This window comes from Streptomyces sp. NPDC055962 (genome assembly GCF_042270185.1).
In the GTDB taxonomy this organism is placed as follows: Bacteria; Actinomycetota; Actinomycetes; order Streptomycetales; family Streptomycetaceae; genus Streptomyces.
In genome coordinates this window covers 615,257-638,010 of sequence record NZ_JBHJYN010000003.1, presented here as the reverse complement: position 1 = coordinate 638,010, position 22,754 = coordinate 615,257, and the positions used below count along the sequence as shown (strand labels likewise).

At 72.5% G+C, this 22,754-nt stretch carries 13 protein-coding genes; 5 read left to right on the top strand and 8 right to left on the bottom strand.

Features of this window, described 5'->3' with window-relative positions; genetic code table 11:
* The first annotated feature begins 174 nt into the window (after positions 1 to 174).
* Positions 175 to 1,839: an IclR family transcriptional regulator C-terminal domain-containing protein gene (locus tag ACFC51_RS13365; protein ID WP_376528587.1), complete on the top strand. Its 1,665-nt coding sequence runs from the start codon at positions 175 to 177 to the stop codon at positions 1,837 to 1,839.
* Between the two features lie 76 nt (positions 1,840 to 1,915).
* Here ACFC51_RS13365 and ACFC51_RS13360 read toward each other — a convergent pair whose 3' ends face one another.
* Positions 1,916 to 3,076, bottom strand: a complete 1,161-nt coding sequence (locus tag ACFC51_RS13360; RefSeq protein WP_376528585.1) for an FAD-dependent oxidoreductase — start codon at positions 3,074 to 3,076, stop codon at positions 1,916 to 1,918.
* Between the two features lie 47 nt (positions 3,077 to 3,123).
* Complete coding sequence (locus ACFC51_RS13355) at positions 3,124 to 3,807, bottom strand: TetR/AcrR family transcriptional regulator (RefSeq protein ID WP_376370380.1); 684 nt, start codon at positions 3,805 to 3,807, stop codon at positions 3,124 to 3,126.
* A 506-nt stretch (positions 3,808 to 4,313) separates the two neighbouring features.
* On the opposite strand from ACFC51_RS13355, the gene tkt reads away from it, so the two are divergent.
* The gene (gene tkt / locus ACFC51_RS13350) at positions 4,314 to 6,494 is read left to right on the top strand and encodes a transketolase (protein WP_376370378.1); all 2,181 of its coding nucleotides are present in this window, start codon (positions 4,314 to 4,316) and stop codon (positions 6,492 to 6,494) included.
* A gap of 55 nt (positions 6,495 to 6,549) precedes the next feature.
* Here tkt and ACFC51_RS13345 read toward each other — a convergent pair whose 3' ends face one another.
* Both ACFC51_RS13345 and ACFC51_RS13340 read right to left on the bottom strand, forming a co-directional pair.
* Complete coding sequence (locus ACFC51_RS13345) at positions 6,550 to 7,995, bottom strand: MFS transporter (protein WP_376528583.1); 1,446 nt, start codon at positions 7,993 to 7,995, stop codon at positions 6,550 to 6,552.
* Positions 7,992 to 8,648 carry a TetR/AcrR family transcriptional regulator gene (locus ACFC51_RS13340; RefSeq protein WP_376528581.1) on the bottom strand — a complete coding sequence of 219 codons (657 nt, stop codon included), beginning with the start codon at positions 8,646 to 8,648 and terminating at the stop codon, positions 7,992 to 7,994. The genes ACFC51_RS13345 and ACFC51_RS13340 overlap by 4 nt, the downstream gene beginning before the upstream one ends.
* A gap of 120 nt (positions 8,649 to 8,768) precedes the next feature.
* Here ACFC51_RS13340 and ACFC51_RS13335 point away from each other — a divergent pair, with 120 nt between their 5' ends.
* Positions 8,769 to 11,147, top strand: a complete 2,379-nt coding sequence (locus ACFC51_RS13335; RefSeq protein WP_376528579.1) for a SpoIIE family protein phosphatase — start codon at positions 8,769 to 8,771, stop codon at positions 11,145 to 11,147.
* Positions 11,148 to 11,177: 30 nt separating this feature from the next.
* Here the strand turns inward: ACFC51_RS13335 and ACFC51_RS13330 are convergent, their stop codons facing one another.
* The 4 genes from ACFC51_RS13330 to ACFC51_RS13315 all read right to left on the bottom strand — a co-directional run bounded on the left by ACFC51_RS13330 (position 11,178) and on the right by ACFC51_RS13315 (position 17,425).
* The gene (locus ACFC51_RS13330; protein WP_376528577.1) at positions 11,178 to 14,036 is read right to left on the bottom strand and encodes an NHLP bacteriocin export ABC transporter permease/ATPase subunit; all 2,859 of its coding nucleotides are present in this window, start codon (positions 14,034 to 14,036) and stop codon (positions 11,178 to 11,180) included.
* Between the two features lies 1 nt (position 14,037).
* Positions 14,038 to 16,311: an NHLP family bacteriocin export ABC transporter peptidase/permease/ATPase subunit gene (locus ACFC51_RS13325; RefSeq protein ID WP_376370368.1), complete on the bottom strand. Its 2,274-nt coding sequence runs from the start codon at positions 16,309 to 16,311 to the stop codon at positions 14,038 to 14,040.
* Positions 16,308 to 17,114 carry an HlyD family efflux transporter periplasmic adaptor subunit gene (locus tag ACFC51_RS13320; protein WP_376370366.1) on the bottom strand — a complete coding sequence of 269 codons (807 nt, stop codon included), beginning with the start codon at positions 17,112 to 17,114 and terminating at the stop codon, positions 16,308 to 16,310. The genes ACFC51_RS13325 and ACFC51_RS13320 overlap by 4 nt, the downstream gene beginning before the upstream one ends.
* A gap of 83 nt (positions 17,115 to 17,197) precedes the next feature.
* Positions 17,198 to 17,425: a type A2 lantipeptide gene (locus tag ACFC51_RS13315; protein WP_329225975.1), complete on the bottom strand. Its 228-nt coding sequence runs from the start codon at positions 17,423 to 17,425 to the stop codon at positions 17,198 to 17,200.
* An 817-nt stretch (positions 17,426 to 18,242) separates the two neighbouring features.
* On the opposite strand from ACFC51_RS13315, the gene ACFC51_RS13310 reads away from it, so the two are divergent.
* Both ACFC51_RS13310 and ACFC51_RS13305 read left to right on the top strand, forming a co-directional pair.
* Positions 18,243 to 20,936, top strand: coding sequence for a cellulose binding domain-containing protein (locus ACFC51_RS13310; protein WP_376528575.1), 2,694 nt, complete (start codon positions 18,243 to 18,245; stop codon positions 20,934 to 20,936).
* A 116-nt stretch (positions 20,937 to 21,052) separates the two neighbouring features.
* A complete protein-coding gene (locus ACFC51_RS13305) occupies positions 21,053 to 22,675 on the top strand; it encodes an FAD-dependent monooxygenase (protein ID WP_376528573.1) in 1,623 nt (540 codons plus the stop codon).
* Positions 22,676 to 22,754: the final 79 nt, after the last annotated feature.

Here is a 22,754-nt window from a genome sequence, read left to right as displayed (position 1 = left end):
AAGTTTCCTTCACTAGGTGGGGTGGAGTTTGCCGCCCGGACCGGAGCCGTGTCAACGGTCCGGGACCCGACGGCCGCAGGCCGGCCACGCTCCCGGCGGAAGGGGCGCGGGTCCCGGACGCCGCCCGGCGCCGTACCGTGTCCTTCCGGCACGGACCCACCCGACGGAGAACAGATGCCCCCGAACAGCACCGACCGGCCGGACACGGGCGTGCCCGAGGAGGCCGTCGCCCCGCTCATGCGCGGCATCGCGGTCCTGCGCAGCCTGACCGACGCGGACGGCTCCCTCAGCCTCAGCGACCTGGAGCGTGCCAGCGGGCTTGCCCGTTCGACGGTCGACAGGATCACGCTCACGCTCGCCCGCACCGGATACGTCCGCGTCGACGGCAGGACCGTCTCCCTCGCGCCGCGCCTCATGGAACTGGGCAACGCCTACCTGTCCTCGATCCGGCTCCCTTCCGTCCTCGGCGGCGAGGTGGACGCCCTCGCGGACGAACTCGACGAGTCCGTGTCCCTCGCGGTGCCCGACGGCGACGGCATCCGCTTCGTGCACCAGGCCACCCGGCGCCGGGCGATGTCCCTGCGCTTCCGCATCGGCGACCTGCTGCCCGCCGAACGCACCGCCCCGGGCGCTCTCTTCGCCACCCTCTGGGGTTCCGAGGAGTGGAGGGCCTGGCGGGAGCGGCGCGAGGCCGATCCCGACGGAGCCGGTTACCTGTCCCTCCAGGGCCGCCCGGGTGCCGCGGACGACCTGTTCGAGGACCGGGTGGAAGCGGCGCGGGCCGACGGATGGGCGCTGGACGACCAGCTGATCGAGCCCGGTCTGCTGGCCCTCGCCACGCCCGTACGCGGCCCCGCGGGATCGATCGCGTGCGTCCTCAGCGTGGTCAGCCACACCAGCAGGCACGACGCGCGAGGGCTCCGCGACAGCCTGCTGCCGCGTCTGCGCGCCGCCGCCCACACGATGGAGGAGCGCCTGCGTGACGCGCCCCCCGCGAGCCCGCCGGGCGCCCCCGGGACCCTCGCCGCGTGGACCGCGGCCTCGAAGCAGGAGCTGGGACGGGAGTTCGTGGAGTCCCTCGCCCGCGGCCTGACCGTCATCACCGCCTTCGGCGACACGGGAGCGGCTCTCACACTCAGCGACGTCGCCCGTGCGACGGGGCTCTCGCGCGCCTCCGCGCGCCGGGCGCTGATCACCCTCGAGCACCTCGGCCACGTCACGGCCGAAGGCCGCGAGCACCGGCTGACACCGCGCGTCCTGGCCCTCGGGTATCCGGTGCTCTCCCGCACCACGCTCCCGCGGATCGCCGAGCCGCACCTCGCCGCACTGGCGGCGCGGATCCAGGACTCCACCTCCCTCGCGGTCCTCGTCGACGACTCCGTGCAGTACGTGGCGCGCGCCGCCACCCACCGCATCATGACCGTCGACATCACCGTCGGGACCCGCTTCCCCGCCTACGCCACCTCGCTCGGCAGGGTCCTGCTGGCCGACCTGTCCACCGACGCGCTCAAGTCGGTCCTCGCCCACTCCGAACTGCGCCCTCTGGCCCCCCACACCCTCACCCACCGCGCCGCGCTCGAAACCGTTCTCGACGGCGTGCGGGCCGAGGGGTACGCCCTGGTCGACGAGGAGCTGGAAGCGGGCCTGCGCTCGATCGCGGTACCGGTGCGCGACCGGACCGGCACCGCCGTCGCCTCGGTCAACGTCGCGATGCACAGCAGCAGCCGGACGACCGAGGAGTGCCTGGAGCAGGTGCTGCCCCAGCTGCGGCTCACGGCTCGGCGCATCGAGGCCGAACTGCACATCGCCGCCCGCTTCACCCGCGTGGCCGTTCTCTGAGCCGTGCCGTCACCCGCCGGCCCGGCCTGCGGGGGAGGGGCCTCGCGCGGAGGGGCGGCTACGGCCCCGGCCCGGCTCATGCCTCCGGGCGCGGCTCCACGGCGAAGGCGGTGAACATGTCGACCAGTGGCTGCGGCGCCCGGTCGTGGAACAGCGTCTCCTGGCTCCGGGCGGAGTCCCGGGCCGTGCGTCCGCTCCGCGGGAACAGCGCGTCCTCGTACGCGGTCAGCGCGGCCTCGGTGTCACCCGGGTGGGCGGCAAGCGCACGGCCCAGCTCCGCGCCGTCGAACATGGCGAGGTTGGCGCCCTCGCCGGCGAACGGCGACATCAGGTGGGCGGCGTCCCCGAGGAGGGTGGCTCCCGGGACCCGCTGCCACCGGTGCTCGACGGGCAGCGCGTGGATGTGACGGGGGACCAGCGCCCCGTCCGCCTCGGCGACCAGGGCGCGCAGGCCGGGTGCCCAGTCGGTGAAGTGCTCCAGCACCGCGGCCTTCGCGGCCTCGGTGTCGGCGAAGTCGATGGTGGACAGCCAGTCCTCGGCCGCGCGCAGCGCCGTGTAGACGTGCAGGCTGCCGTCCGTCTCGCGGTGGGCGAGGAACGCCTTGTGGTCGCCGAGGGCGAAGAACATCCCGCCTCCGATGAGTTCGGCGCAGCCGGGGTGGCGGGTGTCGGCGTCGAGGAGGTCGAGCTCCACGAAGGAGATGCCGGTGTAGGCGGGCCGGGCATCGGAGAGCAGGGGCCGGATCCTCGACCAGGCGCCGTCGGCCCCGACGAGCAGCCCGGTGGTGAACGTGGTGCCGTCGGCGAGCGTCACCGCGTGGCGTCCGTCGCCGAGCGGCTCCGCGCCCACGACCTTGGCGCCCCAGCGGACGGTGCCCTCGGGAAGTGCGTCGAGCAGCAGATCGCGCAGGTCGCCCCGGTCGATCTCGGGGCGGCTGCCGTCGCCTTCGTCCTTCTCCTCCAGCACGACGTGAGCCGCCTTGTCGAGGACGCGCAGCGCCTCACCTCCGGGGTGGACCCGCGCGCGGAACTCCTCGTGGAGGCCCGCGGCGCGCAGGGCCGCCTGCCCGGTCTCCTCGTGGATGTCGAGCATGCCGCCCTGGGTCCGCGCGTTCCGGCCGGCTTCCAGGTCGAGGACGGTGGACCCGATCCCGTGCACGTGGAGGACGCGGGCGAGTACGAGGCCGCCGAGGCCTCCGCCGACGATGATGAGGGGGTGGTGGGGGGTGGTTTCCATGGTGGTGCCTCGTTCCTGCCGTGCGGATGGGGAAGTCGCCCGCTGCCTCAGCGGGGCGTGGTGGCCGTGCCGTTGACGACCGCCCGGAAGATCCAGGCCAGGCGCTGCCGCGGGGTGCCCGAGAAGAGGTCGGCGCCGAGTGCGGCGATGCGCGGGTGGGTCCGGGCCGATGCCTGGCCCAGCGCCTCGACGAGGGCGTCGTGGTCGTCCTCGGCGTCGGGTGCGCCCTCGCGCACGGACTGCTCGGTGGCGGTCGCGGTGGCCACCTGGAGGAGGACGTCCACCCCCCAGGCCGCCTGCCCGTCGGGTACTCCCCCCTCGTGCAGGAGGGTGAGGACGCTCTCCACGAGGGCGAGGTAGTGCGGCCCGGAAGGCCGGGCGACCAGGGCGGACCGGGCGAGGCCGGGGTGGTCGAACAGGACGCGGGTGTACGACAGGAGCACCTGGGCCAGCCGGTCGCGCCAGTCGCCCTCCCCGGTCACGGGCGAGAGGTCGACCGTGCCCAGCAGGTCCTCGAGGATCGCTGCGTGCAGATCGGCGGTGCCGGCGACGTACACGTACAGCGAGGCGGGGCCGGTGTCGAGCTCCTGGGCCAGCCGGCGCATGGTGACGCGCTGCAGCCCTTCGGCCGCCATGAGCCGTACGGCGGTGGCGACGACGGCTTCGTGGGTGAGGGCGGGCTTGGCCGGCCGTTCGCGGCGGCTGCGGGGGGCGGGGGTTCGCGGGGTCACACCCCGACCGTAACGAACATGTTCGTCACGAACAAGTTCGTCGCTGCGCGGCGGCCGGGAGGACGGGGTGCTCAGCCCTGTCGCTCGGAGGTGCCACGGCCTGCTGCCGTCCGGGCGCGGAAGCCGTTGCGAGACGCGCCGCCACCGCGCAGGTGCCCATGTGCGAGGGAGCGTGAGCCCGCGGACCGACCACCGGCAGGCCTGTGCTCCACCTCCCGCCCGTCGTCCGTGCCCTCCGGGAAGCCGGGGATCGTCCCCACGGCCGCGGGGCGGTACACGCCTGCCCGGGACCGCCGGGGGTAGGCGACCGGACGGCGGGGCGTGCGTCTCCGCCACCCGCGCCGGGCGCATCTCCGCCCGACGGGCATCGGGCGCTCCGCTCCACCGCACAGCCGGGCCCGCTCCGGGTGCGGAGGACGCCGAGTGAACCGAGGATGCGAAGGGGTGGCGGGCCGCACCGACCGGCCCCGTCGTACCGAGAAGCGACACCCGAGGGAGACAACACCATGGCGCCCGAGCGATCCTCTTCCGGCAGCACGGCATCGCGAGACGCAGGGCTCGCCCTTCCCGTGGCCGAACGGGCGGGCTGGACCGACGTGGACGTGCGCGCGGTGGACACCGTCAGGGTGCTGGCCGCCGACGCCGTCCAGAAGACCGGCAACGGCCACCCCGGTACGGCGATGAGCCTGGCACCCCTCGCCTACCTGCTGTTCCAGCAGGTCATGCGCCACGACCCCGCGGACGACCAGTGGCTCGGCAGGGACCGCTTCGTCCTCTCCTGCGGCCACACCAGCCTCACCCTCTACATCCAGCTCTACCTGGCCGGCTACGGCCTGGAGATGGACGACCTGAAGGCGCTGCGGACCTGGGACTCGGCGACGCCGGGGCATCCGGAGTACCGGCACACCCGGGGCGTGGAGATCACCACCGGCCCGCTGGGCCAGGGCATGGGCGCGTCCGTGGGGATGGCGATGGCGGCCCGCCGGGAAAGGGGCCTGCTCGATCCCGACGCCGCCCCCGGTGCCAGCCCGTTCGACCACCACGTCTACGTGCTGGCGTCCGACGGCGACATGATGGAGGGCGTCGCGTCCGAGGCCGCCTCCCTGGCCGGTCATCAGCAACTCGGCAACCTCATCACCTTCTACGACTCCAACCACATCTCCATCGAGGACGACACCGACATCTCGTTCAGCGAGGACGTCCCGGCCCGCTTCGCGGCCTACGGATGGCACGTGCAGACGGTGGACTGGACCCGGACGGGCGACTACGTCGAGGACGTCGACGCGCTGCTCGCCGCGATCGAGAAGGCCAAGGAGGAGCGGTCCAGGCCCTCGTTGATCATGCTGCGCACGATCATCGGATGGCCCGCCCCGACGAAGCGCAACACCGGCAAGGCGCACGGAGCGGCCCTGGGCGACGACGAGGTCGCCGGCACCAAGAGGCTCCTCGGCTTCGACCCCGGGGAGTTCTTCCCCGTCGAGGACGACGTCCTGGCCCACACCCGGGCGGTGGGGGAGCGGGGCCGGGCGGCACGGGAGAGCTGGCAGACGGCGTACGACGAGTGGCGGACCGCCGCCCCGGAGCGGGCGGCCCTGCTGGACCGGCTGCGCGAGCAGAAGCTGCCCGCCGGCTGGACCGACGCCCTGCCGGTGTTCCCGGCCGATGCCAAGGGCATGGCCACCCGCAAGGCCTCGGGGAACGTCCTCACCGCGCTCGCGCCGGTGCTGCCCGAGCTCTGGGGCGGCTCGGCCGACCTCGCGGGCAGCAACAACACCACCATGGACGGCGAGCCCTCGTTCGTCCCCGCCGACCGGCAGACCGAGGAGTTCACCGGCGGACCCTACGGCCGGACCCTGCACTTCGGTATCCGTGAGCACGCGATGGGCGCCGTGCTCAACGGCATCGCCCTGCAGAGCCTGACCCGCCCCTACGGCGGAACCTTCCTCACGTTCAGCGACTACATGCGGCCCGCCGTCCGCCTCGCCGCCCTGATGAAGCTGCCGGCCACCTACGTGTGGACCCACGACTCCATCGGCCTGGGCGAGGACGGCCCCACCCATCAGCCGGTGGAACACCTGGCCGCCCTGCGGGCCATCCCGGGCCTCGACGTCGTACGCCCCGGCGACGCCAACGAGACCGTGGTCTGCTGGCGGACGATCCTGGAGCACACCGACCGCCCCGCAGGCCTCGTCCTCACCCGGCAGAACCTGCCGGTGCTCGACCGTGCCGACGGTGTCCACGCCGCCGCCGAGGGAGCCGCGCGGGGGGCCTACATCCTCGTCGAGGCGTCCCAGAGCGTCCCCGACGTCATCCTGGTGGCGACGGGGTCCGAGGTCCAGATCGCGCTCGACGCCCGCAGGCTGCTGGTCGACGAAGGGCTGGCCGTACGCGTCGTCTCGATGCCCTGCCGCGAATGGTTCGCCGCGCAGCCGCTGCCCTACCAGGACGACGTGCTCCCGCCCGACGTGCGCGCCCGTGTCAGCGTCGAGGCCGCCGTGGGCCAGGGCTGGCGCGAGGTGGTCGGCGACGCCGGCCGGATCGTCAGCCTGGAGCACTACGGCGCCTCCGCCGACTACCAGCGGCTCTACGAGGAGTTCGGCATCACCGCGGAAGCGGTCGCCGCGGCCGCGCGTGCCAGTATCCGGGACGCGGTGGAGCCTCCCCGGCCCGGCGGACGACGGTCCTGACCCCGGGAGGCCGTGCCCCGGGGCACGGCCTCGCCGCCGGCCGGCGCCGCATCGGTCACCCGGTCCGCGGCAGGCCGGCGGGAGGAACATCGGGACCGTCCGTGGTGCCCGTGCCGGGTGCGGCGCCGCCGGCCGGCCGGGTGGGCAGCAGCCGTGCCGGAAGCAGGGCGAGGGCCGCGAGTCCGGCGAGGACCAGCAGGGTGGGCCCCGTCGCCGAGACGGACATGCCCCGCTCCCCGGCGGCGGACGGTCCGCGCAGCATCAGGCCGGCGGCCACCGCGATCCCGAGGGCCGGGCCGACGTTCATGGCGGTCTGTTTGAGTCCGCCGATGACCCCTGCGTACCCGTAGGGCGCCTCGCCGACGACGGTCGCGGTGGCCGTGACCATGACGGTGGCGAATCCCGCCCCCAGGACGGCGAAGGCCACGCCGCTGACCGCCCACGCACCGGCCGGCTCCAGCCCGGACAGTCCGGCCGTCCCGAGGACGACGAGGACCGTGCCGAGGACCGCGGTGCGGCGGGGCCCGTACCGGCGCAGGGCGGTGGCGGCGGCGGGCGCGCCGAGGACCATGAACACGGTCAGCGGGAGTCCCCGCAGACCGCTGGCCGACGGGTCGAGCCCCTGCACGTCCTGGAAGAAGAACGTGGACACGAACAGCGCGCCGAACATGCCGCCGCCGGTGAGGAGCAGGAGCAGCACCGACGCCGTCACCGGTACCGACCGTGCCACCGGCGACGGCACGATCGGGTGCGCGGTGCGGCGCTCGTGCAGGACGAGCGCTGCCGCGAGGCCCGCGACGGCGGCCAGGCCGAGCCGGGTCGGCGCGGTGGACCACCCGTGCGCCGGGATGCCGGACAGGGTGTGGGCCAGGGCCGCGAGGGCGGTGGCGAGCAGTGCCACGCCGGTGAGGTCCAGCCGTCGGGCCCCGGCACGGGAGGGCGCCGGTGTCCAGACGGCGAGGGTGAGGACGGCGGCCACGAACGCCACGGGCACGTTGAGCCAGAACACGGCACGCCAGCCCGTATGGGAGACGAGAAGCCCTCCCAGGACCGGGCCGGCCGCCGCGGCCACCCCGATGGCGCTGGTACGCACGGCGACCGGAGTGCCGAGCCGGTCCGCCGGGTACGCCGCCCGCAGCAGCGCGAGTGTCGCCGGCTGCAGGAGCGCGCCGAACACGCCCTGCACCGCGCGCAGTGCCACCACCCAGCCCACTCCCGGAGCGAGCGCGATCCCGGCCGAGGCGGACGCGAAGCCGGTCAGGCCCACGAACAGCATCTGCGGGTGCCCGTAGCGGTCACCGAGTCGCCCGGCGACGACGAGGAGCGAGGCCACCGCGAGCAGGTACGCGGTGCTGGTCCACTGGACGTGCTCCAGGCTCGCGCCGAGATCGTGCCGCAGGCTTGGCTGCGCCACCATCAGGACCGTGCCGTCGAGCGCGACGAGCATCGCGCCGGTCGCGCTGACCAGGAGCGCGAGGCGCTGCCGTAAGGGTGCGGTCACGAGGTCACCGGACCGAGGTGGGCGTCCAGCACCGCCGAGACGAGCCGGTCGGGAGGGACGTCACCCGGTGCTCCGCCCGGTGACGGGGCACCGAGGGCGAGCTGGAGGCTCCCCCAGCTCCACAGTTGGGCGAGGCCGTGCAGGTTCGACCAGAGGGCGGCGGCCGTCACGGCCGGCGGGGGCTCGGCGGAGAGAGGAGTCCCCGGCCCGTGCGCGGCGGCCCGGTCCGTCCGGTGCCGGGTGATGAGGCCGACGACCAGCCCGAACAGCGGCAGAGTCGCATGCCTGAGCTGCGACCCGTCCGGCGCGTGGTTCCCGCTGTCGAGCAGGTCGTGCCGGAACATCAGCTCGAACATGCCCCGGTGCTCCAGCGCATACCCGATGTGCGCCCGCCCGATCTCCTGCAACTGGGCGCGCGGCGACGCGGTGCCGTCGGCCGCGGCGGCGAACCGGGCTTCGAGGTCCGCGAAACCGCGGCGGGCGATCGCCGACAGCAGGGCGTGATGCGTGGGGAAGTACCGGCGGGGAGCCCCGTGCGACACCCCCGCCCGGCGGGCGATCTCACGCAGCCCGACCGAGGCGGTCCCCTCGGTCGTCACGAGGTCCACCCCCACGTCGATCAACCGTTCCCTGAGAGAGTTCTCGTGGTCCATGGGCCGTGTCTACCAGGCGCGAGTAGACACTGTCTACGGAGCCGGGGCGGTGCGCCGCGGTTGTGGTGTCCCCGGGGGCGGCGGATTCTGTAGGGGACGAAGGGCGGCCGGTGTGGCGCCATGACTGCATGGAACGCGGAGCAGACAGCCGACTTCCGTGGTCCCCTCGACGTCAGCAGGGCGGCCACGGCGGTTCTCGACGCCCAGGACACGGTCATCGGATGGAGCCCCGCGGCCGAACGGCTGCTCGGCTACCGGCCGCACGAGATGGTCGGCCGGCCCCTGGCCACGTTCCTGCCACCCGGCGCGGCACCCCCCGTCCCCCCTCCGCACCGCGGGAACGAGATCCGGGCCGCCCGGCACCGGGACGGGCACGAGCTGACGGTCGCCACGGCGGTGTGTCCCCTCCCGGGCGCCGGTGCGGCGGAACGCGTCCTCCTCGCGACGGAGCTGTCGGAACTCCGGCTGTGGGAGTCCCGGCTCGCCCTGTTGAACGGACTGGCAGCCCAGTCGCCCCTCGGCCTGGCCATCTACGACACCGATCTGCGCCTGACCTGGTGCAACGCGGCGTACGAGCAGGAGATCGGGCGGCCGTTCGCCGAGTTCCGCGGCCGCCGGGCCGATGACCTGTACTCCGACGGAAGCTTCGTGACGCAGGGGCATCCGCCCACCCTCGACACGGTCATGCGGCAAGTGCTGGACACCGGCGATCCGTTCCTGGACCTGCATTTCCGGGGCCGGCCGCCCAGTGACCCGGACACGGACCACGTCTGGTCCTGCGCCTACTACCGGCTCCAGGACGCCGACGGTCATGTGTTCGGCGTGTGCGAGGACGCCTTCGACATCTCCGACCGCTACAAGGCCCAGCAGCGGCTGGCCCTGCTCGTCGAGGCGGGCCGCGGCATCGGCACCGCCCTCGACGTACAGGTCACCGCGGAGAAGATCACCGAGGTCGCGGTTCCCGAGTTCGCCGCCACGGCCACGGTCGATCTCTCGCGGGCTGTCCTGGAGGGCGAGGTGCCGGCCACCGGTGATCCGGTGGCGATGTCCCTGGTCCGGGTCGCCAGCTGTTCGGGGGAGGACTCCGGCACGGAGAAGCCGCACCCTCCCGACGTGCGCATCCCGCCCGTGGAGTACCCGCCCGGTTCACCGCAGGACCGCAGCCTCTCCTCGGGCGGCCTCGTGGCCGACGACACGGTCCTGGTGGTGCCGCTACGGGCCGGGAACAGCACCCTGGGCCTCGTCACCTTCCTCCGCGACACCGCGTCGGCCGCCTTCGACAGCGGCGAGGTGGCACTGGCCGACGAACTGGCCGCCCGGGCGGCCGTGTCCATCGACAACGCCCGCCGCTTCACCCGGGAACGCAACGCGTCCCTGGCTCTCCAGCGCCGGCTGCTCCCGCACCACGTGCCGGAGCAGTCGGCGGTCGAGTTCGCCTACCGCTACCTGCCCGCCGACGACCTGATCGGGGTCGGTGGTGACTGGTTCGACGTCATCCCGCTGTCCGGAACGCGGGTCGGACTCGTCGTCGGGGACGTGGTCGGCCACGGCCTGCAGGCAGCCGCCACCATGGGGCGCCTGCGCACGACCGTACGGGCGTTCGCCCAGCTGGACATGGATCCCGTCGAGCTCCTGTCGCGGCTCGACGACCTGGTCGGTCAGTCCGCCCAGGAACGCTGGGGCGAGCTGGGCACACCCGACGGCACGGACGCCGACGTGACCACCGGGGCGACCTGTCTCTACGCGGTCTACGACCCGGTCTCGCGGCGCTGCGTCATGGCCAGGGCCGGGCACCTCCCGCCGGCGGTGGTCGCCCCGGACGGAGGACCCTCGTTCCCTGACCTGCCGGCCGGCCCGCCCCTGGGCCTGGGAGGACTGCCGTTCGAGTCCCTGGAGATCGAGCTGCCGGTGGGCAGCCTGCTGGCCCTGTTCACCGACGGTCTGGTCGAGGCCCGCGACCGCGACATCGACCACGGACTCGACACCCTGGGACGGGTACTCGGCGACCGGCACGCGTCCCTGGAAGAACTCTGCGACCGCGCCGTGGCCGAACTCCTGCCGGACGGCTCGACGGCCGACGACACCGCCCTGCTGCTCGTCCGCACCCGCGAACTCGACAGTTCGCAGGTCGTCGAATGGGAGCTGCCCTCGGAACCGGTCGCCGTCGGCCGCGCGAGGGAGCTGGCCACCGCGCAGCTGCACCTCTGGGGCCTGGAGGAGCTGTCGTTCGCGACCGAGCTCGTCGTCAGCGAGCTGGTGACCAACGCGGTCAGGTACGCCGAAGGACCGCTGCACGTCCGTCTCATCCGCGACCGCACGGTCCTGTGCGAGGTCGCGGACACGGGCCACACCTCACCCCACCTGCGTCACAGCGGTGACGAGGACGAGGGCGGGCGCGGCCTGTTCATCGTCGCGCAGCTCGTCCAGCGATGGGGAACGCGCTACACCCCCTCCGGGAAGACCATCTGGACCGAGCAGCCGCTGCCCGCGGCGGGGTGAGCGAGGGCGGCGACATCCGCCGGCGCCCCCTCAGCTCATCTGGCGCCGGACCAGTTCGTGGAGCTGCCCGCCCGTGTCCGCCAGCAGCACGTCCGGCGGCCCCTCCTGGACGACCCGGCCGTCCGCCATGACGACGACCCGGTCGGCGTCCATGACCGTGGACAGCCGGTGCGCGATCACGACCCGGGTGGCCCGCAGGGACTTCGTGCTCTCGATCACGGTGCGCTGGGTCTCGTTGTCGAGCGCGCTGGTCGCCTCGTCGAAGAACAGGACACGCGGACGCCGGACGAGGGCCTGGGCGATCATCAGCCGCTGGCGCTGCCCCCCGGAGATCGATCCCCCTCCGGAGATCATCGTGTGCAGCCCCATCGGCATGCGCTTGATGTCCTCGGCCAGCCCGGCCATGGCGGCGGCCTCCCACGCCTCCTCCTGGGTGAAGACCTCGGCGCCGCAGATGCAGTCCAGGATCGACCCGGACAGCGGCTGGGCGTTCTGCAGGACGACCCCGCACTGCCGGCGCACGGCCGCCTGGTCGAGGGCCGCCAGGTCCTGACCGTCGTACAGGACACTGCCCGAGACCGGCCTGTCGAAGCCGATGAGCATCCTCAGCAGCGTCGACTTGCCGCATCCGCTGGGGCCCACGATCGCCACGAACTCGCCCGGCCGCACGGTCAGCGACACCTCGTCGAGGACGACGGGACCGTCGTCGGAGTAGCGGAAGGTGACCCCCCTCGCCTCGATCTCCCCGGTCAGCTCGCCCGGCTGGGTGCTCGCACCGCGTACCTCGGGCGCCTCGTCGAGCACCGGCTTGATCTGCTCGAACATCGGCAGCACCGCCGCGGCGGACACGAACGCACCCGTCAGCTGGGTGACGGCTGTCAGCAGCATCGTCACCGACGTGTTGAAGGTCAGGAACTCACTGGCCGTCAGGGAACCGCGTGCCGGGCCGGCCAGCAGGACGAAGACGACCAGCGAACACAGCGGGAGATAGAACGCGTTGAGCACCGTCGTGAGGTTCTTGATCCGGCCCGCACGCTTCTGCAGCTCACGGCTGCGTGCGAACTCCGACGCCCACGCCCCGTACGCGAAGCTCTCCGCCGCCGCGACCCGCAGCTTGGGCAGCCCCCGAAGCGTCTGGAACGCCTGGTTGTTGAGCTTGTTCCCCAGCTCGACCAGCCGGCGCTGCCAGCGGAGCTCCAGCATGCCCATGGTGAGGAACACCCCGGCGATGACCACCAGCATCCCCACGGCGGTGAGAGCCAGCGGGACGCTGAACCAGAGCAGCAGGCCCAGGTTCATCACCCCGAGGGTGCCCGCCTGCACCACGACCGGTCCCGTGCCGGAGAGCACCCGGCGGATCGCGCTCACCCCCATCGCCGCGCTCGCCAGCTCTCCCGTGGACCGCTCGGTGAAGAACTTCGTCGGCAGCCTCAGCAGCCGGTCCCAGACAGCGGGCTGGAGCGTGGCCTCGATACGCCCCTCCATCCGCAGGATCGTGAGGTTCTGGAGCAGCATGAAGGCGGCCGAGACGACACCGGCGATGATCACGGCGAGCGACATCTGCACGATGAGGGCGTTCTGGGCGTTCGGCACGTAGACGCCGAGCACCCTGCCGGTCGCGATCGGCACCAGCGACCCCAGCCCGACCGTCACCAGCCCGGCGACCACCAGCTTCCGCAGGTCGCCCCGGGTCCCGAAGAGGCCGAAGCGCAGCAGCTGCCTCTTGGCCAACGGCTGTTCCGGAAGCGGCCTGTAGAACATCACGGCACGTTCCTCGAACTCCTCGGCCGACCCGCGGTCGATCCGGCTGCGCCGGCCCGTCAGGGGGTTGACCGCCTCGTAGCGTCCGCGCCGCCAGAGAAGGGCGACCGGCGCCCCGGACGCGGCCCGGTGACCCACCAGCGGACCGGAGTCCTCCCGCCACCAGCGCCCGTAGAGCCGGACCGCGCGGGTGCGGACGCGTGAGGCGACCGCGACCCGTTCGACCGGGTCGATCCGGTCGCTCACCGCCCCGCCCGACGAGGGCTCCGCCAGGACGATCCCGGAGTCCCGGGCCACCAGGCGGCACGCCGCGTACACCGCGTCGTCCGAGGCCCCCGCCGCACGCGAGGCACCCCTGCCGGACCGGCCGATCGAGGTCAGCAGCGCCTGGTCCGCCTCCTTGCGTACCGCCTCACCGGCCTTCATGCCGGCCGCGGTCCGGTCCTCGTGTGCGCGCTCCAGCTGTTCGATCCAGCGGTCCAGCGCCGCCAGCAGGCGGTACTGCTGGTTGACCAGCCCCTGCCACATCGACGGGTCGACCAGCAGGTCGCCCGCGGCCTCCGCGCTGAACGCCGCGCCGTACTGGACGCTGCCGGGCGCCACCGGCAGCCACAGGACGTCGTCGTCGCCTCCCGGCTCGTCGAAGGCCGTCCGCCCGTCGAGCGGTGCCTCGAAGAGCACGCGCCGGCTGCGGCCCACACCGAGCGAGAAGGCGTGCTCCAGCAGACTCAGGGCGGCGTCCCCCGTGTCGTAGTGGCTGCGGTACTGCCCGTCGTACGCCGCCTGGTCGGGGTACTCCGGCCGGTACAGCTCACGCAGCGGGATCCGCCGCAGCACGCACTCCTGGAGCGGCCGGCCGACGAGGGTGTGCTTCGGGCCCTCGACCGGCCCCAGGACGAGCGTTCCCGGCTCCAGACGGCCCAGGAAGTGCCAGTGCCCCTGCTCGAGCGCGTCCACCGCGAACAGGTCGAGGGCGCCCCCCACGACGAGCCACAGGACCTGGGGCCCTTCCAGGGACAGGCTCCGCAGCCCGGTGCAGTCGACCGGTTCGCCGAGTGCTCCCAGCGCGCCGATGACGGGGTCCTGGCCGGGAGCCTCCGGGCCCGCGACGGGATGTGCGGATGTCACGTCAGTGCTCCCTGACCAGGTCGGCGTAAGGGCCACCGGCAGCCACCAGGTTCTCGTGGCGGCCGCGCTCCACGACCGTCCCGTGGTCCAGGACCACGATCTCGTCGCTGTCGCGGACGGTGCTCAGCCGGTGCGCGATCACGACGCAGGCGCAGCCGCGCCGCCGCAGGTTGTCGATGATGACCCGCTCCGTCTCGGCGTCCAGCGCGCTGGTGACCTCGTCCAGGACGAGGATGCTGGGGCGGCGCACGAGCGCCCGGGCGATCTCCAGGCGTTGGCGCTGCCCGCCGGAGAAGTTCCTGCCGTCCTGCTCCACCCGGCTGTGGATGCCGCGGGGCCGCCGCGCGACGACGTCGTACAGAGCGGCGTCCCGCAGGGCCTCGGTCACGGCCTCGTCGGGGACCGAGGGGTCCCACAGCGCCACGTTGTCCCGGACCGTCCCCTCGAAGAGGAAGACCTCCTGGTCGACGAAGGACACGGACGCGGCCAGGGCGCCCCTGGGTATGTCCTCCAGCCGCTGCCCGTCGATGCGGATCGTGCCCTCCCACGGGCTGTAGAGCCCTGAGATGAGCCGGGACACCGTCGACTTGCCGCTGCCGGAGCCGCCCACGAGCGCCACCTGCTGCCCCGGACCCACCGAGAGGGAGAAACCGGTGAGCAGCGGCTTGTCGAGCGGGCTGTACCCGAAGGTGATGTCCTCCAGCGTCACATGGCCCTTGAGCCGGCGGGTGCTCGCGGCCGGTTCGGGGCGGGAGTACAGCGCGTCGACCGGGAAGTTCTCGACGTCCTTGAGCCGGGCCACATCGGCGGCGAAGTCCTGGACACGGCCCGCCACCCCGTTGAGCCGGGTCACCGGCGCGGTGAAGCGGGTCACCAGCGCCTGGAAGGCGACGAGCAGACCGATCGAGATGTGGCCCTCGACGGCCCGCAGCCCGCCGATCCACAGGATCACCGCGCTGTTGAGCGTGGCGAGGGCGGGAGCGACGATGCCCAGCCAGGCGCTCGGCACCCCGAGCCGCTGCTGCTCCTCCAGCGTCGTCGCGTGCTGTCCGGCCCACCGTCGGAAGTACCCGTCCTCCCCGCCGGTGGCCTTCATGGTCTCGATCAGCTGGAGACCGGTGTACGACGTGTTCGTCAGCCGTGCGCTGTCGGCCCGCAGCTTCTGGGTGCCGGTGGCCCGCATCCGCACGACGATGCGCATGGCGACCACGTTGAGGAGCGCGATCCCCACGCCGATGACGGTCAGCTGCGGATCGTACGTCCACAGGAGGAAGGCGTAGAGGAGGACGACGATGCCGTCCACACCCGCCGCGGTGAGATCGCGGGCGAGCGTCTCGGCCACCGCGTCGTTGGACTGGAGGCGCTGGACGAGGTCGGCGGGGCTGCGCTGCGAGAAGAAGGTGACCGGCAGCCTGAGCAGATGGCGGAAGAAGCGCGCACTGCCGAGCGTGGACGAGATGATGCGCCCGCGCAGCAGATTGGCCTGCTGGAGCCAGGTCAGTACGGCGGTGAGGGCGACCATCGTGCCCATGGCGGCGAACAGCACGCCCAGCAGCGAGGTCTGCTCGCCAATCATGAACATGTCGATATAGGTGCGGCTCAGGGCCGGGAGCGTCGCCCCGACGGCCACCAGCAGCAGGCTGGCGAGCAGGGCGACCAGCATGGTGCCCGTGGTGCCGCGCAGCCGGGCGGGCAGCGCGGCCATGACGCCGGGCCTACGGCCGCCGCGCCGGAAGTCCTCGCCGGGTTCGAGGACGAGGACGACTCCGGTGAAACTGGTGTCGAAGTCCTCGGTGGGCACGAACCGGCGCCCCTTGTCGGGGTCGTTGATGTGGACCCCGCTGCGGCCGAGGCGGCGCCCCGTCCCGTCGTACACGACGTAGTGGTTGAACTCCCAGAACAGGATCGCGGGCGCCTGGACGTCCGCCAGGGCGGCGGGTTCCATCTGCATGCCCTTGGCCTGGAGGCCGTAACCACGCGCCGCCTTCAGCACGTTGCTGGCGCGCGATCCGTCACGCGATACACCGCAGGCGATCCGGAGCTCCTCCAGCGGCACATGGCGCCCGTAGTGGCCGAGCACCATCGCCAGAGACGCGGCACCGCACTCCAGGGCCTCCATCTGGAGCACGGTGGGCGTGCGCACGGTCCTCGTCCGCCGGGGCTTCGGAGCGGGGCGCGACCGCCGCCTGCTGTTCGGGGCACCTTCCGGGCGGTGCCTGCCGCGACCCGGAGGGGGGAGCTGCTGGGCGGTGGGGGACGGGTGGGGTGCGGTCACGGGAGCAGCCAATCGATCGGGCGCTGGTCGGCGAGACGGACGGAGCCGGTGGCCAGGGTCATGGAGCCGACCGCGTACGGAGGACCCTCGGCCGAGGACCACCGGTAGCCGGACTCGGTGGAGGCCGAGCGCTCGATCTTCACCAGGACCGCCAGCGGACGCCCGTGCGCGGAGAACTGCCGGCCGAGCTGGGCGTCGCCGAGGAAGCGGGTGATCTGCTGCTGCGTCTGTGCCGCCCTGCCGACGGCAGCCACCTTGCCGCGCAGCACCCCGTACTGCTGGGCCGGCACGGACTGGACGGTGAGGTCGACGGAGGCTCCCACCGGGACCGAGGCGGCCCCGCTTCCCGAGACGTACAGCAGGGCGACGAGCGGGTCGTCGGCACCGTCGATCCGTTCGACGCTCGCCACGTCCGCGCCGGTGGTGACCACCGCGCCGATCGTGGCCGTGACGGAGGTGAGCCGGCCCGCGTCGATCGTACGGACGACGCGTTCGCCGGTCTCCGTACGGACCTTGAGCAGGGGGGAGTTGCGGGGCAGCGTCTCGCCCTCGTCGGCGAGCACCTCGGTGATCTGCCCGGCGACCGGGCTCTGCAGGATGTAACTGCCGCGGGAGTGCGTGAGGATGCCCGGTGCGTCGAGGGTGCTGGCGACCGAACCGGTCGCGGCCCAGAAGCAGGCGGCCGCCATCACGGCGACCGTGACGCAGAGGACGAGCAGGCCCTGCGGGCGGGCGAACCGCACCGGGAGGTCGAGCTGTTCGGGCGACTGCAGCTTGGAAAGGGCCTGTTGGCGGAACTGCACGGAACTCTTCCCTCACCTGTCAGCGGTCGGCACCGAGCCCCGGAACCGACGGGTTCCGGGGCTCGGCGGGGTACTGCCGTGTCTCAGAGACCGGCGGTGAGGCCGGTGGCCAGGCCGGTGACCGCACCGGTGTTCACGCCGGTGGCACCCTCGACGAGACCGGTGACCGAGCCGACGACGCCGGCGACCGGGACGATGCCCTCGACGGTGCCCGTGACGTTGCCGAGCACGTTGCCGACGAGGCCGCCCGCGACGTTGTCGAGGTCGCTGTCGGAGATCTCGGCGGTCTCGACCTGGGGGGTGTAGTTCATGATGAGCGCTGCCCTTCGTATGGAAATTGCTTCTCCACGGAAACCCGTGCTGCGGCCTCCGTATGGGCCAGGATCAAAGCACGCCTGTGCCTCGTACAGCCAATCGAACTGCGGTGGATCTGTGGTTGTCGGCCCGCTCGAATCGACTTACGTGCAGAAGTGTTCATTCCGTGGCGGCAGGTTCTTCACGAGCTTCACCGGATGAATTCCGCGCCGTCGCACCTCTCTGTTCCCCAAGTGGGGCAGTCCCGCCCCAATCGCCCCTCGGACCCCCTCGGACCTGGCATTTCGTACCGAGGTGCGTGATCGGTGTGCGCACGCCGTGTGCAGGTTTCCCCTGAGTGGTGCTCCCGCAATTCCGGGGGTGGGTGGTGAGGCCCGACGCGGGAAGTTCGGAAGGTATCGATATTCACGCCATTGTAAAAGATGAACACGACTCTATTTCCCTGTGTGCGTCGTCCGTGCGTGGGTGGCGTATTCATGAAGCATTTTCCTGGACCGCGTGCTCTTTGTGTCACGCGCTCTCCTTTTGTGTGGAGAGGGTGTGGTGTCGCCCATCGGCTGCCGCCCGTCCCGGGGGTCGCCCCCTCGGGGGCATCGCTGTTCCCCGGTACTGCCGTCCGCACCCCGGGGTCGGGCGGTGGTGTCGCCCGGACCCCGGGGTGCGCTCCCCAGATTCATCCGATGAAACGACTGCACCACTCTTCTCTCGGGCGATACGCGGCGCTAGCATCGGGTTGCTCTATGGGAGCGCTCCCATCTCTGTGTCAGTCCCGTACCGCCCCTGTCGGCGGTCCAGCTCGGAGAGGACGTTTCCGTGCGCTTGAGCGCCAGACCAATCGCCGCCCTCGTGGCGGCACTTGCCCTCACCGTCGGGTTATCGGTCACCGGAACCCCCGTCGTCGCCCGGCCGGACGACCGGCCGGCCGCCGAAGCATCGGATGTGTCCTTCGCGGCGGACACGTACACATGGAAGAACGCGCGGATCGACGGCGGCGGCTTCGTGCCGGGCATCGTCTTCAACCGGTCCGAGAAGAACCTCGCCTACGCGCGCACCGACATCGGCGGCGCCTACCGCTGGGACCAGGCCGGCAAGCGGTGGACCCCGCTGCTGGACTGGGTGGACTGGGACCGGTGGGGCTGGTCCGGGGTGGTGGGCCTCGCCTCGGACACGGCCGATCCGGACAACGTGTACGCGGCCGTCGGCACGTACACCAACAGCTGGGACCCGACCAACGGGGCGGTCCTGCGCTCCTCGGACCGGGGCGCCTCCTGGAAGGCCGCCACCCTGCCCTTCAAACTCGGCGGCAACATGCCGGGCCGGGGGATGGGGGAGCGGCTCGCCGTCGACCCCAACAAGAACTCCGTGCTGTACCTCGGCGCCCCCAGCGGCAAGGGCCTGTGGCGGTCCACCGACTCGGGTGTCACCTGGTCCCGGGTGACCGCCTTCCCCAACCCCGGCAACTACGCCTCCGATCCCTCCGACACCAGCGGATACGGCAACGACAACCAGGGCATCGTGTGGGTGACCTTCGACGAGCGCTCCGGGAGCGCGGGCAGCGTCACGAAGGACGTCTACGTCGGGGTCGCCGACAAGGAGAACACCGTCTACCGCTCCACGGACGGCGGTGTCACCTGGTCCCGGATCGCAGGCCAGCCGACCGGGTACCTCGCACACAAGGGCGTGCTCGACTCCTCGACGGGTCAGCTCTATCTGACACTGAGCGACACGGGCGGCCCGTACGACGGTGCAAAGGGGCGGATCTGGCGCTACGACACGAAGTCCGGCGCCTGGGCGGACGTCAGCCCTGTCGCCGAGGCCGACACCTACTACGGCTTCAGCGGCCTCTCCGTCGACCGGCAGAAACCGGGGACCCTGATGGCCACCGCCTACAGCTCCTGGTGGCCCGACACCCAGATCTTCCGCTCCACGGACAGCGGCGCCACCTGGTCCAGGGCCTGGGACTACACCAGTTACCCGAACCGCTCCAACCGCTACACCCTGGACGTCTCCTCCGTGCCGTGGCTCAGCTGGGGCGCCAACCCCTCACCGCCCGAGACCTCCCCCAAGCTGGGGTGGATGACGGAGGCCCTGGAGATCGACCCGTTCGACTCGGACCGCATGATGTACGGCACGGGCGCGACGGTCTACGGCACGGAGAACCTCACGTCCTGGGACTCCGGCGGCCAGTTCACGATCACGCCCGTGGTGAAGGGGCTGGAGGAGACGGCCGTCAACGACCTGGCGAGCCCGCCCTCCGGAGCACCGCTGCTCAGCGCGCTCGGTGACATCGGAGGCTTCCGGCACACGGACCTCGACGCCGTGCCCGCGATGATGTTCACCTCGCCGAACCTGGACTCCACCACGAGCCTGGACTTCGCGCAGGCGTCCCCCGGCACGGTCGTACGGGTAGGCAACGCGGATGCCGCTCCCCACATCGGCTTCTCCACCGACAACGGCGCCAACTGGTTCCAGGGCTCCGAGCCCTCCGGCGTCACCGCCGGCGGCACGGTCGCGGCGGCGGCCGACGGCAGCGGGTTCGTGTGGAGCCCGGAGGGCGCGGGGGTCCACCGCACCACCGGCTACGGGAACACCTGGACCGCGTCCACCGGCATCCCGGCCGGAGCGACGGTCGAGTCCGACCGCGTGAACCCCAAGAAGTTCTACGGGTTCAAGGCCGGCACCTTCTACGTGTCGACCGACGGCGGCGCCAGCTTCACCGCCAGGGCGACCGGCCTGCCCGCCGAAGGGAACGTCCGCTTCAAGGCGCTGCCCGGCACCGAGGGCGACATCTGGTTCGCGGGCGGCGCCGCCACCGGCTCCTACGGCCTGTGGCGGTCCACCGACTCGGGCGCGACCTTCACCAGGTTCACCGGCGTCGAGCAGGCCGACAGTGTGGGCTTCGGCAAGGCCGCCCCGGGCGCTTCGTACCAGGCGGTGTACGTCAGCGCGAAGATCGGCGGGGTGCGCGGCATCTTCCGGTCCACCGACAAGGGCGCCACGTGGACGAGGATCAACGACGACGCGCACCAGTGGGCCTGGACCGGAGCGGCCATCACCGGCGACCCGAGGGTGTACGGGCGCGTGTACGTCTCCACCAACGGACGCGGGATCCAGGTCGGCGAGACCTCCAACACCGGCGGAGGGGGAACGGACCCGGACCCGGACCCCGACCCGGAGCCGGGCGACTCCGACTGCTCCGTGACGTACAAGGTCACCAACCAGTGGTCCGGCGGATTCCAGGCGGACGTGACGGTCACCAACACCGGCACCACCGCCTACGACGGCTGGCAGCTGGGCTGGTCGTTCCCCGGGGACCAGAAGGTCACCCAGATGTGGAACGCCTCCCACCAGCAGTCCGGTACGAAGGTGACCGCGACGAACGTCGGCTGGAACGGCAAGGTGGCCCCCGGATCCTCTGCGGGCTTCGGCTTCACGGGCACGTGGACCGGCGCCAACGCGGAACCTGCCGCCTTCACGCTGGGCGGTGAGGCCTGCACCGTCGGCTGACGCCCGCGGGCCGGTGCGGGGAGAGGGGCCTCCCCGCACCGGCCCGCAGCACCGAAATGGACATATCGCCCCCTGCGTGGTGCATTGAAGTGAAGGCACCTCACCTGGAGGCACCCATGACCGATGTCGATGTGCTCATCGCGGGGGCGGGCCCCGTCGGTCTGACGGCCGCGTCGGAGCTCGGCAGGCGGGGCGTGTCGTGCAGGATCGTCGACCGGCTCCCCGCCCGCCTGCCCTATGCGCGGGCGGTGGGCGTCCAGCCGAGGACGCTGGAGATCTGGGACCGGATGGGGATGGTCCGAGAGGCCCTGGAGACGGCCGTCCCCCTCAGGGGGCAGCTGCTCTGGGTCAACGGTGAGGAAGGGCCTCGGATCGACCTCAGGCTGCCGCCCGAGGTGCCCTACGGCTTCGCCGCCCTCCCGCAGTACGAGACCGAGCGGCTCCTCGAGGGCCTCCTGGTCCGGTGGGGAGGCCGGGTCGAACGCGGCACCGAACTCCTCTCCTTCGAACAGGACCCCGACGAGGTGCGAGCGGTCCTCTCCCTGCCCTCGGGCGGCACCGAGGAACTGACGGCCCGCTACCTCATGGGCTGCGACGGCGCCCACAGCGTCGTACGCAAGGGGCTCGGACTGTCCTTCGAGGGCGCGGCCCTCCCCGAGGAGTACATGCTGGGAGACGTGGAGGTCGACTGGGACCTGCCGGACGGATACGGGATCCGGGCCTCGCACGTCGCCGACGGACGCACGGACGACATCCTGGTCTGCATCCCGCTGCCCGGCGAGAAGCGCTACCGGATGTCCATGGCGACACCGCCCGAACTGTCCCGGACCGCGCCGGGGGAGGCGGACGGCGTGGCACACGGGCTGAGCGGTGACCAGGGTCCGGTGCCGGGCATCGAGCACATCCAGGCGGTGCTCGACCGGCTCTCCCCCCGCCCCACGACCGCCTCCGCGCTGCGCTGGTCCTCGGTCTTCCGCATCAGCCACCGCATCGTCGGCCGGTACGGCAGGGGGCGGGTCTTCGTCGCCGGCGACGCCGCGCACATCCACCCGCCCACGGGTGCGCAGGGGATGAACACCGGGGTCCAGGACGCCTTCAACCTGGCATGGAAGCTCGCCGCCGCGGTGCGGGGCCACGCGGGCGCCGGGCTGCTGGAGAGCTACGACGCCGAACGCCGCCCGATCGGCGAGGAAGTGGTGGCACGGACACTGCGCCACGTGCGGGACGGCGTGCAGGCAGACCCGGAGGACCCGGCGACGACGATGCTGCGGGAGGCCCAGCTCCTGCTCGGCTACCGGGGCAGCCCGGTCGTGGCGCCCGGCGGCTCCGGGAGCGAAGGCCCCGCCCCGGGAGACCGGGCGCCGGACTGCGGGGGCCTCCTGTACGCCCTGGGGGCCTTCCCCGTACGGCTGTTCAGCCTGCTGCGGGAGCGGGAGCACACGCTGCTGCTCTACGCCGGCCGCGAGGAGCAGACCGCACCCTTCGAGGAGGTGGCGGCGGCCGCGACCCGGGCCGCGCACGGTCTGCTGGACACCTGCGTCGTCCTCGCCCCGGAGCTGCGCGCGCCCACGCCCCGCCTGCCCTGCGTGCACGACGGTCTCGGCGAGTTCCGCCGTACGTACGGCGTGCTGGGCGGCGAGGCGGTCCTCGTGAGGCCCGACGGGTATGTCGGAGCGCGCGCGGCCCCGGCGGACGGCCCGGAACTGTGCGCCTGCCTGGAGACGCTCTTCGGCACCTGAGGGTGCGAGGGGAGCGCCGTACACGGCAGCGGGACATGACGCGGGGCCCGGCAGCGACTGCCGGGCCCCGCGCCGTCCG